This window comes from Zobellella denitrificans (assembly GCF_002237365.1).
GTDB lineage: Bacteria > Pseudomonadota > Gammaproteobacteria > Enterobacterales > Aeromonadaceae > Oceanimonas > Oceanimonas denitrificans.
In genome coordinates this window covers 1-10,463 of record NZ_NMUO01000117.1, presented here as the reverse complement: position 1 = coordinate 10,463, position 10,463 = coordinate 1, and the positions used below count along the sequence as shown (strand labels likewise).

13 protein-coding genes are annotated in these 10,463 nt (G+C 66.2%); 7 read left to right on the top strand and 6 right to left on the bottom strand.

What is annotated here, in order from left to right:
• The coding region (locus CGX12_RS17580; RefSeq protein ID WP_176442107.1) for an AAA family ATPase at window positions 1-630 on the bottom strand (630 nt) is incomplete at its 3' end.
• Between the two features lie 105 nt (window positions 631-735).
• Complete coding sequence (locus CGX12_RS17575; protein WP_094041131.1) at window positions 736-1,173, bottom strand: GNAT family N-acetyltransferase; 438 nt, start codon at window positions 1,171-1,173, stop codon at window positions 736-738.
• Window positions 1,174-1,345: 172 nt separating this feature from the next.
• Between CGX12_RS17575 and CGX12_RS17570 the strand changes: the two genes are divergently transcribed.
• From CGX12_RS17570 to mmuM, 7 genes are all read left to right on the top strand, one after another.
• Window positions 1,346-2,695: an NfeD family protein gene (locus tag CGX12_RS17570; protein ID WP_254918336.1), complete on the top strand. Its 1,350-nt coding sequence runs from the start codon at window positions 1,346-1,348 to the stop codon at window positions 2,693-2,695.
• Window positions 2,692-3,492: a slipin family protein gene (locus CGX12_RS17565; RefSeq protein ID WP_094041130.1), complete on the top strand. Its 801-nt coding sequence runs from the start codon at window positions 2,692-2,694 to the stop codon at window positions 3,490-3,492. Before CGX12_RS17570 ends, CGX12_RS17565 begins: the two co-directional genes overlap by 4 nt.
• An 80-nt stretch (window positions 3,493-3,572) precedes the next feature.
• Window positions 3,573-3,977, top strand: a complete 405-nt coding sequence (locus CGX12_RS17560) for a group II truncated hemoglobin (RefSeq protein ID WP_094041129.1) — start codon at window positions 3,573-3,575, stop codon at window positions 3,975-3,977.
• A gap of 158 nt (window positions 3,978-4,135) precedes the next feature.
• Window positions 4,136-4,927: a transporter substrate-binding domain-containing protein gene (locus CGX12_RS17555; RefSeq protein ID WP_094041128.1), complete on the top strand. Its 792-nt coding sequence runs from the start codon at window positions 4,136-4,138 to the stop codon at window positions 4,925-4,927.
• 54 nt (window positions 4,928-4,981) lie between these two features.
• The gene (locus CGX12_RS17550) at window positions 4,982-5,932 is read left to right on the top strand and encodes an amino acid ABC transporter permease (RefSeq protein ID WP_094041127.1); all 951 of its coding nucleotides are present in this window, start codon (window positions 4,982-4,984) and stop codon (window positions 5,930-5,932) included.
• Window positions 5,933-5,940: 8 nt separating this feature from the next.
• Entirely contained in the window at window positions 5,941-6,690 is a 750-nt protein-coding gene (locus CGX12_RS17545; protein ID WP_368073559.1) for an amino acid ABC transporter ATP-binding protein, read from the top strand.
• A 37-nt stretch (window positions 6,691-6,727) separates the two neighbouring features.
• Window positions 6,728-7,681, top strand: a complete 954-nt coding sequence (gene mmuM / locus CGX12_RS17540; protein WP_094041126.1) for a homocysteine S-methyltransferase — start codon at window positions 6,728-6,730, stop codon at window positions 7,679-7,681.
• Between the two features lie 3 nt (window positions 7,682-7,684).
• Here the strand turns inward: mmuM and CGX12_RS17535 are convergent, their stop codons facing one another.
• The 4 genes from CGX12_RS17535 to CGX12_RS17520 form a co-directional block, all read right to left on the bottom strand.
• Complete coding sequence (locus CGX12_RS17535) at window positions 7,685-8,149, bottom strand: Lrp/AsnC family transcriptional regulator (protein ID WP_094041125.1); 465 nt, start codon at window positions 8,147-8,149, stop codon at window positions 7,685-7,687.
• 145 nt (window positions 8,150-8,294) lie between these two features.
• Entirely contained in the window at window positions 8,295-9,143 is an 849-nt protein-coding gene (gene kdsA, locus CGX12_RS17530) for a 3-deoxy-8-phosphooctulonate synthase (protein WP_094041124.1), read from the bottom strand.
• Window positions 9,144-9,151: 8 nt separating this feature from the next.
• A complete protein-coding gene (locus tag CGX12_RS17525) occupies window positions 9,152-9,955 on the bottom strand; it encodes a SirB1 family protein (RefSeq protein ID WP_094041133.1) in 804 nt (267 codons plus the stop codon).
• A partial coding sequence (locus CGX12_RS17520; protein WP_142995668.1) for a peptide chain release factor N(5)-glutamine methyltransferase occupies window positions 9,933-10,463 on the bottom strand: 531 nt, incomplete at its 5' end. The genes CGX12_RS17520 and CGX12_RS17525, both read right to left, overlap by 23 nt.

The following is a 10,463-nucleotide window of genomic DNA, read 5'->3' as shown; positions in this document are numbered from 1 at the left end:
GGCCAGCTCGCGGATGGCGGCCAGCTCGCAGCCGCTCAGGCGCAGCTCCGGCGGCGGCGCCCGGTAGCCCTGGTCGAGGGTGAGCAGGGCGGTAAAAGCCTGGTCGCTCACCGGCGCCACCTGGTAGCGCAGCAGGAAGCGGTCGTACAGGGCGTTGAGTTCGGCTCCCTCCGGCAGCTCGTTGCTGGCGGCGATCACCGACACCAGGGGCACCTCCCGCCGCTCGTTGCCGTTGTCGAAACGGCGCTCGTTGAGCAGGGTGAGCAGGCTGTTGAGGATGGCGCTGTTGGCCTTGAAGATCTCGTCGATAAAGGCGATGGAGGCCTCGGGCAGGTAGCCCCTGGTCTGGCGCAGGTAGCGGTCCTGCTCCAGCGCCTTGATGGACAGGGGGCCGAACAGCTCCTCGGGCACCGAGAAGCGGGTCAGCAGCCGTTCGAAGTAGGCGCCGTCGGCGAGCAGGGTGTGCAGCCGGCGGGACAGCTCGCTCTTGGCGGTGCCGGGCGGGGCCAGCAGCAGCAAGTGCTCGCCGGAAAGCGCCGCCAGCAGCGCCAGCCGGGCCGGGGTGTCCCGCTCCAGCAAGCCCTGCTGCAACTGTTCAATCAATGCCGCGATACGGGGTTTTACGTCCATGTGCCAGACCTGCAAGTAAATTGTATTAAAAATATTTTTACATTGTACTCAAAAATACCGTACAGGCCAGCGGAGCGCGGAGGAAAGGCGCTCCCTTCGCCAGGCTTACCCCCGCCGCAGCACCAGCCGGGGCTCGCCCGGGCCGAAATAGGCCTCGTCCCGGCGTTCCTCCACAAAACCCAGGGCGAGGTAAAGCCCCAGCGCCGGGTTGTCCGGCGCCACCGTCAGCCGCACCGAGCGGCAACCGCCCGCCTCCAGCGCCGCCAGGGCCTGTTGCAACAGCGCCTTGCCGAGGCCCCGCCCCCGGCAGGATCCGGCCACCGCCAGGGACAGTATCCAGCCCTCGCCGGGGGCCGCCCCCGTCCCGCCCAGGCAGTAGCCCGCCAGTTCGCCCTCTTCCCCTTCCGCCACCAGCAGATAGGCCGGCCACAGATCCAGCGCCTGGCGAAAGAAAAAATCCGGATAACAGTGGCTGCCGAAGGCGGCTCGCTCCAGGGCATCAATGGCCGCGAGATCCCCCCTGGTTGCCGTTCTGACCGACATATGCACTCCCGTAAAGTCTAATGGCCGCACTGGCGGCTGGTCCAAAAGGGCCGATGGTGCCTTCTCCCGGGCAACGGTGCAATACGGCCGTTGCCCTCGCCCTTTCCGGCTAAAAAACCACCACTCCGGCCCCATGCACTAAGCTCTAATAGAGACTGTATTGGAGCTGGATATGATGAACTGGCGCGGCCTGTTACTGCTGTTGTTGTTGCTGGGCATGCCGGCCCTGGCCCAGGAACGCTACTGGCAACTGGACATCAAGGGGGCCATCGGCCCCGGCACCTCGGACTTTATCGTGACCGAACTGCAACAGGCCCAGTTGGACCGTCCCGCCTTCCTGCTGCTGACCATGGACACTCCCGGCGGCCTCTACAGCGCCACCCGCGACATCATCAGCGCCATGCTCGAATCCCGGCTGCCGGTGGTGGTCTATGTTTCCCCCGGCGGCGCCCGGGCCGCCTCGGCCGGCACCTATATCCTCTATGCCAGCCATGTGGCGGTCATGGCCCCGGGCACCCACCTGGGCGCCGCCACCCCGGTGCAGATAGGCCCTCCCGGCAGCACCGAGCGGCCACGGGACCAGGCGGAAGACAAAGAGAAAGAGGACGACCGCCCCGCCTCCGACGGCGGCGCCATGGAGCGCAAGACCCTGAACGACGCCGTGGCCTATATCAAGTCGCTGGCCCAGTTGCGCGGGCGCAACGCCGACTGGGCCGAACAGGCGGTGCGCGAAGCCGCCACCCTCACCGCCTCCGAGGCCCTGGAGCAGGGGGTCATCGAGCTGGTGGCGGTGGACATTCCCGAACTGCTGCAGGCCCTGGACGGACGGGAAATCAGGCTCCACGACAAGCCCTATACCTTCGCCACAACGGGGCTGCTGGCCGAGCAGCGCCAGCCCGACTGGCGCCAGCGCTTCATCATGATCATCACCAACCCCAATATCGCCTACCTGCTGATGCTGGTGGGCATGTACGGCATACTGCTGGAATTCTACAGCCCCGGCTTCGGGGTGGCCGGGGTGACCGGCGCCATCTGCCTGCTGCTGGCGCTGCTGGCGCTGCAGATGCTGCCGGTGAGCACCGCCGGCCTGGCCCTGCTGTTGCTGGGGCTGGCGCTGATGGTGGGCGAGGCCCTGTCGCCCAGTTTCGGCATTCTCGGTGGCGGCGGCCTGGTGGCCTTCGCCATCGGCTCGGTACTGCTGTTCGATACCCCGGATCAGGCGTTCCGGGTCGCCTGGCCCTTCGTGGCCGCCTTCACCCTGTTCTCGCTCACCCTGGTCCTGGTGGTGGTGCGGCTTATCGTGAAGCAGCGCCGGGCCGCCCCCGTGTCCGGCACCGCCGCCATGGTCGGCGAGCAGGGCATCGCCCTCACCCCCATCGACCCCACCGGCACCGTGCTGGTGCAGGGCGAACGCTGGCAGGCCCACAGCCGGCATCCCATAGCCCCGCACCAGGCGATCGTCGTGCTGGCGGTGGAAGATCTTACCCTCAACGTGGCCCCCCTGGAGGAGACCCAGTCATGATGATCGATTTTCTGTATTTTCAACTGCTGATCGTGATCCTGGTGGTCATGCTGCTCAGCAGCATGTTCCGCATCCTGCGCGAGTACGAACGGGGCGTGATCTTCCTGCTCGGTCGCTTCTACAAGATAAAGGGGCCCGGCCTTATCCTGGTGATCCCCTTCGTGCAGCAAATGGTCCGGGTGGATCTGCGTATCGTCACCATGGACGTACCCTCCCAGGATCTGATCTCCAAGGACAACGTCACGGTGCGGGTCAATGCGGTGCTCTATTTCCGGGTGCTGGATCCGCAGAAGGCCATCATCAACGTGGAAAACTACCTGGAGGCCACCAGCCAGCTGGCCCAGACCACCATGAGATCCGTACTCGGCCAGCACGAACTGGACGAGATCCTCTCGGCCAGGGATACCCTCAATGCGGATCTGCAGCGCATCCTGGATCAGAGCACCGACAACTGGGGCATCAAGGTGACGGCGGTGGAAATCAAGCACGTGGATCTCGATGAATCCATGATCCGCGCCATCGCCCGCCAGGCGGAAGCCGAGCGGGCCCGGCGGGCCAAGGTGATCCACGCCACCGGCGAACTGGAAGCGTCCAAGCAGTTGCTGGAAGCCGCCCATATCCTGGCCCAGCAGCCCGAGGCCATCCAGTTGCGCTACCTGCAGACCCTGACCGAGGTGAGCAGCGAGAACAGCAAGATCATCGTCTTCCCCCTGCCGATGGAGCTGGGGCAGATACTGCAGCGCCTGGCGGGGCAGCATAATCCGACGGATCCCAAGTCGCCGAGCGAGATGACCTGAGGACGGCGCCCGACACTTCACACCGCGGGTGTTTTGGGCCAGAATAACCGGCATTTCAGATGAATCATTGGTGAGGCGCCATGTTATTGCCTTCCGCCTACGGGCAGGGTGACACTTCCTTCCAGGCCGCCGGTGGCGAAGCCGGCCTGCGCCGCCTGGCCGAGGCCTTCTATGCCGCCATGGAACGTCGCCCCGACGCCGCCCTGATCCGTGCCATGCATCCGGACAACCTCGACGAGAGCACCGACAAGCTGGCCCGCTTCCTGTGCGGCTGGCTGGGCGGCCCGCCCCGCTACCGGGAGAAATACGGCCCCATCAGCATACCCCGGGCCCACGCCCACCTGGACATAGGCCCTGCCGAGCGCGATGCCTGGCTGGCCTGCATGGCCGAGGCGCTGGCGACTCAGGACTACGCCGAGGATTTCAAACAGTATCTGCTGCGCGCCCTCGCCGTGCCCGCCGAACGCTGTCGTACCCGGGACTGAGCCCCCTGCCGGAAACGGCGCTGGCCGGCGCCGTTCCTCCCCGCTTTTTTCCCCGATAACGCGGAATATCCCCGTGCGCAGCCGCTAGAATACGAGGCTCCGTTAATCGCCATCGGGGTCCTCGCCCTCGATGCCTCGTTCGCCACAGGGACTGTCTCATGAAAACAACCCTCCGCCTTCTCCTGCTGGGCAGCGGCCTCGGCCTGTTCGCCGCCGGTGCCCAGGGCTCCACCCTGGAGCAGATCCAGCGCTCCGGTGAATTCCGCTTCTGCTTCGAATCCGGCTACATGCCCTTCGAAATGACCGACAAGGGCGGCGACTTTATCGGCTTCGACATCGATATCGCCAAGGCCATGGCCAGGTCGGTCAACGTCGAGTTCGTGCCGGTCAACACCGGCTGGGACGGCATCATCCCCGCCCTGCAGACCAACAAGTGCGATCTGATCCTGGGCATGACGGTCACCCCCGAGCGCAACCTCAGCGTCAACTTCGCCGAGCCCTATTTCGACGCCGGCCAGACGGTACTGATCCGCCCGGCACTGGCCGACAGCATCGACTCCTATCGCCAGCTGAACGATGAAAACTACACCGTCACCGCCCAGCTCGGCACCACCGGCGAATACGCCATCAAGCGCCACCTGGGCCGGGCCAAGGTGCGGCTGTTCGAAAGCTCCGCCGACGCCGCCCAGGAAGTGGCCAACGGCCGGGCCGACGCCTTCGTCTACGACATCAGCTACAACGCCGTCTACGCCGCCCAGAACCCGAGCCGGCTGGTGCACCTGGACCAGGCCTTCACCTACGGTCCGCTGGGCTGGGCGGTGCGTAAAGGCGACGGGGACTTCCTCAATTTCCTCAACAACTACCTGCGCCAGATCCGGGAAGACGGCAGCTACGACCGGCTCTACCACAAGTGGTTCAAGAGCGACGCCTGGGTCGGCCGGGTACAGTAATCCTCTGGTTGTTGCCGGCGGCCCGGGCCGCCGGCGGGTTTGACGGGAACGAATATGCAGACTGCCAAACAGCGCTGGCTGTGGAACGGGGTCTTTGTGGGCGTGGTGCTCATGCTGGCCGGCGCCCTCTACTGGTCCACCCAGAGCATCGACTACCACTGGCGCTGGGAGCGGGTATTGCCCTATGTGGTGGACAGCTCGCCCCAGTCCATCCGCGCCCCCTTCGACGGCCAGGCCGAACTGGGCGATGACGGCCGTACCCTGACCCTGGTGTCCGAACACGGCGACGCGCCCCTGGTGCTGGACGGCTTCAGTACCCTGCTGGTGGCGGACGGCGATCTGCTGTTCGAAGGGGACGAAGTCGCCAGGCTCGACAGCCTGCGCGCCGGCCCCATCCTCCATGGCATGGTGATGACGCTGCAACTGTCGGTGGTGTCATTGCTGTGCTCCATCCTGCTCGGCCTGGGGTTGGGCCTGGGACGGCTGTCCGCCAACCCGGCCCTGCGCCGGCTGTGCATCCTCTATATCGAGATCATCCGCGGCACCCCGTTGCTGGTACAGATCTTCATCATCTACTTTTTCGTCGGCACCGTGCTGTCCCTGGATCGCTTCACCGCCGGCGCCACCGCCCTCACCCTGTTCAGCGCCGCCTATGTGGCGGAGATCATCCGCGCCGGCATCCAGGCGGTGCCGGTGGGGCAGATGGAGGCGGCCCGCTCCCTCGGCATGAGCTACGGCCGGGCCATGGTCGAGGTGGTGCTGCCCCAGGCGCTCAGGCGCAGCCTGCCGGCCCTGGCCGGCCAGTTCATCAACCTGATCAAGGACTCCTCCCTGGTGTCGGTGATCTCCCTCACCGACCTGACCAAGGCCGGCCGGGAAGTGGTGTCCTCCACCTTCGCCCCCTTCGAGGTGTGGTTCACCGTGGCCCTGCTCTACCTGGTGATGACGGCGTCCCTGTCCTGGCTGGTGCAACGGCTGGAACGGCGCCTGTCGGCGGGACACTAGGAGGCCCCATGCAGATAAAACACGCAGAAACCATGCTCCACGCCCACCGGGTCGACAAGGTGTTCGACAACGGCTGCCGGGCGCTCAGCCAGGTGTCGGTGACCCTTCGCCGCGGGGAAGTGGTGGTGATCGTCGGCCCCTCGGGGTCGGGCAAGTCCACCTTCCTGCGCACCCTCAACCGGCTGGAAAGCATCAGCGCCGGGCGCATCGAACTCGAAGGCATCGACATTCATGCCCGCAGCACCAACGTCAACCGGCTCAGGGAGCGGGTGGGCATGGTGTTCCAGGGCTTCAACCTCTTCCCCCACAAGACCGCCCTGCAAAATGTGATGCTGGCTCCGCTCAAGGTGGCCCGGCGTCCCCGTGCCGAGGTCGAGCAGCAGGCTCGGGGCCTGCTGGCCAAGGTGGGCCTGGCCGAGCGCATGGACCACTACCCCGCCCAGCTGTCCGGCGGCCAGCAACAGCGGGTGGCCATCGCCCGGGCCCTGTGCATGCAGCCGCAGATCATGCTGTTCGACGAGCCCACCTCGGCGCTGGATCCGGAAATGGTGGGGGAAGTACTGGAGGTGATGAAGAGCCTGGCCCGGGACGGCATGACCATGGTGGTGGTCACCCACGAGATGGGCTTCGCCCGGGAAGTGGCCGACCGGGTGCTGTTTATGGCCGACGGCCTGTTGCTGGCCGAAGACACCCCGGACGGCTTTTTCAACCGCCCCGCCCACCCGCGGTTGCGGCAGTTCTTATCGCAGATCCTCTAACCCATCCACCGCCTCGCCGGTGTTGTTCAAGGTGTGTATGACCAATCCTATTGAAACCCTGCTCGCGCAGTTTCCCCTGGCCATCCTCGACGGCGCCCTGGCCACCGAGCTGGAAAGCCGGGGCTGCGACCTCAAGGATCCGCTGTGGTCGGCCAAGGTGCTGATCGAGCAGCCCGAGCTTATCTACGCCGTTCACCACGACTATTTCGCCGCCGGCGCCGATGTGGCCATCACCGCCAGCTACCAGGCCACCTTCGAGGCCTTCGCCCGCCGCGGGCTGGACGCCGGACAGGCCGCCGGCCTGATGCAGCGGGCGGTGCAACTGGCGGTGGCGGCGCGGGACGACTTCTGGCAAGGATTGAGCGCCGAACAGCGCGCCCTGCGTCCCCGCCCCCTGGTGGCGGCCTCGGTCGGCCCCTACGGCGCCATGCTGGCGGACGGCTCCGAATACCGGGGCCATTACGAGCTGGATGAAGCCGGCCTGATGGCCTTTCACCGCCCCCGGCTGGAGGTGCTGCTGGCGGCCGGCGCCGACCTGCTGGCCTGCGAGACCCTGCCCTGCCTGAGCGAGGCCCGGGCCCTGGCCCGGCTGATGGAAGCCCATCCCGGCGCCTGCGGCTGGATCAGCTTCAGTTGCCGGGATGGGGAACACAACAGCCAGGGCGAGCGGCTGCGCGACTGCGTCACGGCCCTGGCCCCCTTCGACTCGGTGGTGGCGCTGGGCCTCAACTGCACCGCCCCCGAGCACGTGCCCGGGCTGCTGCAATCGGTGCGGGGCGCCACCGCCAAGCCGCTGCTGGTCTACCCCAACTCCGGCGAGCAGTACGACGCCGGCCACAAGTGCTGGCACGGCCCGGCCGACAGCGAACAGTTCGCCCTGGCCGCCGGACGCTGGCAGCGGGAAGGCGCCGCCCTTATCGGCGGCTGCTGCCGCACCTCGCCGGCGGACATCGCCGCCGTGGCCGCCCTGCTGCGCCCGGCGGCGGGATAAGGGTCAGAGCGGCAGGGGCAGCCCGGGTTTTAGCACATTGAGCACCACATTGGTGTTCATGCGCTTGATTTCCGGGAACTGGCTCATGGTGGCTTCGGCGATGGCGTCGAATTCGGTCACGTCCCGCGCCAGGATCACCGCCACCAGATCCACCGCGCCGGTCACGTAGAAAATCTGCTGAAAGGCGTCCTGGCCCTGGGCCCAGCGCATGAACCTGTCCATCACCGGGTAGTTTTCCCGCTCGATTTCCAGGCCGACGATAAAGGTCATCAGGTTGTCGAGCTTGCGGTTGTCGACCACCGCCACGTCGGCGCTGATCACCCGGCTCTGGCGCAGCCGCTTCAGCCGCCGCTGCACCGCCGACGGCGACAGCCCTATCTCTTCGGCGATGACTTCGCTGCGGGTCAGGCAGTTGCGCTGCACGATGGCGAGTATTTTGCGATCGAATTGGTCGAGGTTGTCACTCATTGCCGGCTGGATCCCGTCGGATGGTTGAAGCCATAAATACGGCTGGACGGCTATTCTAAATAACTCGGCGATCCGGCTCAACCATTGAGAAACACAAAGGCGGCCCCCCGGCCGCCTTTGTTAAGCACAAGAGCTCAAACCCGGTTCAGCCCTGGGTGTCCAGCGGCTCGAAGCTTTTCACCAGTTCGTCCAGGGCCTTGATCTGGGCCAGGAAGGGCTCGAGTTTGGCCAACGGCAGGGCGCTGGGGCCGTCGCACTTGGCGTGCTCCGGATCCGGGTGGGATTCGAGGAAGAGGCCGGCCAGGCCGGTGGCCATGCCCGCCCGGGCCAGGTCCACCACCTGCTCCCGGCGCCCGCCGGAGGCTTCGCCCAGCGGGTCCCGGCACTGCAGGGCGTGGGTCACGTCGAAGATGATGGGGGCGCCGGCGGTGGCCTTTTTCATCACCCCGAAGCCGAGCATGTCCACCACTAGGTTGTCGTAGCCGAAGTTGGCGCCGCGCTCGCACAGGATCAGTTGGTCGTTGCCGCACTCGATGAACTTGTCGACGATGTTCTTCATCTGCCCCGGGCTCAGGAACTGGGGCTTCTTGATATTGATCACCCGGCCGGTTCTGGCCATGGCTTCCACCAGATCGGTCTGGCGGGCGAGGAAGGCGGGCAGCTGGATCACGTCCGCCACCTCGGCCACGGTTGCGGCCTGCCAGGGCTCGTGCAGATCGGTGATCACCGGCACCTGGAAGGTGTCCTTGATTTCCGCCAGCAGCTTCATGCCCTCTTCCAGGCCGGGGCCGCGGAAGGAGTGGATGGAGGAGCGGTTGGCCTTGTCCCAGCTGGCCTTGAACACATAGGGGATGCCGAGCCGGGCGGTCACCTCGACATAGTGCTCGCAGGCTTTCAGCGCCAGATCCCGGGATTCCAGCACATTGATGCCGCCGAACAGCACGAAGGGCTGATCGTTGGCCACACTTATCTGATTGATCTTGACGGTTTTCATCGCTGCTCCTAGTGGAGGGTTTTGGGGCCCAGGTCGAGGGCCGCTATCTGGGCTTTCAGCACGTCGGCCACCGGATCCTCGGGGCAGTGCTGGATGAAGAATTCGAAATCCTCGGCGGCGAACCGATCGCAGTCGAGCTGCTCGAACAGAAAGCCCCGGTCGCGCCGCTCTACCGGGCAGTCGGGCTTGATTTTCAACAGCAGCTGGCTGCAGGCCAGGGCCTGGGAAAACTGCTTGTGGCGGATGAACACCGCCTTGGTCACGTTCAGCAGCCGGGTCAGAATGTCCATGGCCCCGGCCGGCTGCAGGTGCTCGGGCTTGAGCCGGGCCAGGTTGCCGCTGGCGCCGCGCAGCAGCTGCTCTATTTCCCGTTTGGACAACTCGCGCCCGGTAAAGGGGTCGATGATCGCCTCCGCTTCCCCGAGCCAGAGCCGCAGCAGGAAGTGGCCGGGAAAACAGATGCCCTCGGCCCGCACCCCGAACCGTTCGCAAAGGTGCAGGATAAGGATCCCCAAGGTCACCGGAATGCCCCGGCGCCGCGCCAGCACCCGGTCCAGCAGGCAGTTGTCGACCGAGAAGAACCGCTCCCAGTCGCCGGCCAGCCCCAGGGGGCCGAACAGAGCCGGCAGCAGTTGGGCAGTGGCGTCCTGGCCGGCCAGCACCTCGGCCAGTTCCCGTTCCAGGATGAGCAGGTCGTGCTCTGCCCGGTGCCGCGCCGCCGTTCCCTGCAGGCTTTCCACCACGTCCAGCGCCAGGGTCATGGGACTCTTGTCGGCCCCCAGCCAATCGTCACTGATCTTGGTTTTCAGCATCTTGCCTCCCGGGCCAGCGGCCCAATGAAACCCGCTCCTGGCCGCCGTAGTCGCGCAGGGTCTCGACCCGTTCGAAACCACGACGGCGCAGCAGGGCCCTGACCCCCTCCCCCTGCCGCCAACCGTGTTCCAGCAGCAGCCAGCCCCCCTCCTCCAGGTAGACGGGCGACTGCTCGACCAGATGGCGCAGATCCGCCAGCCCTTCTTCCTCCGCCACCAGGGCCGAGGCCGGCTCGAAGCGTACATCCCCCCATTGTAAATGGGGATCGGCGGCATCGATATAGGGCGGGTTGGAGAGGATCATATGAAAGCGCAGGCCGGCCAGGGGCGCAAACCAGGCGCCCAGGCGCACCTCTATGGCCAGCCCCAGCCGTTCGCTGTTGCGCCGCGCCAGGGCCGCCGCCGCCGGGTTGAATTCCACCGCCAGCACAACGTCTTGCGGGCGCTCGCTCTTCAGCGCCAGGGCGATGGCGCCGGTGCCGGTGCCCAGGTCCACCAGGGTGGCGGG

Coding starts and splice junctions, on each gene's coding strand:
- CGX12_RS17545 (WP_368073559.1), top strand. CDS start 5,941: ATGCAGATAAAACACGCAGAAACCATGCTCCACGCCCACCGGGTCGAC.
- CGX12_RS17560 (WP_094041129.1), top strand. CDS start 3,573: ATGTTATTGCCTTCCGCCTACGGGCAGGGTGACACTTCCTTCCAGGCC.
- CGX12_RS17565 (WP_094041130.1), top strand. CDS start 2,692: ATGATGATCGATTTTCTGTATTTTCAACTGCTGATCGTGATCCTGGTG.
- CGX12_RS17525 (WP_094041133.1), bottom strand. CDS start 9,955: ATGCTGAAAACCAAGATCAGTGACGATTGGCTGGGGGCCGACAAGAGT.
- CGX12_RS17555 (WP_094041128.1), top strand. CDS start 4,136: ATGAAAACAACCCTCCGCCTTCTCCTGCTGGGCAGCGGCCTCGGCCTG.
- CGX12_RS17570 (WP_254918336.1), top strand. CDS start 1,346: ATGATGAACTGGCGCGGCCTGTTACTGCTGTTGTTGTTGCTGGGCATG.
- mmuM (WP_094041126.1), top strand. CDS start 6,728: ATGACCAATCCTATTGAAACCCTGCTCGCGCAGTTTCCCCTGGCCATC.
- CGX12_RS17575 (WP_094041131.1), bottom strand. CDS start 1,173: ATGTCGGTCAGAACGGCAACCAGGGGGGATCTCGCGGCCATTGATGCC.
- CGX12_RS17535 (WP_094041125.1), bottom strand. CDS start 8,149: ATGAGTGACAACCTCGACCAATTCGATCGCAAAATACTCGCCATCGTG.
- CGX12_RS17550 (WP_094041127.1), top strand. CDS start 4,982: ATGCAGACTGCCAAACAGCGCTGGCTGTGGAACGGGGTCTTTGTGGGC.
- kdsA (WP_094041124.1), bottom strand. CDS start 9,143: ATGAAAACCGTCAAGATCAATCAGATAAGTGTGGCCAACGATCAGCCC.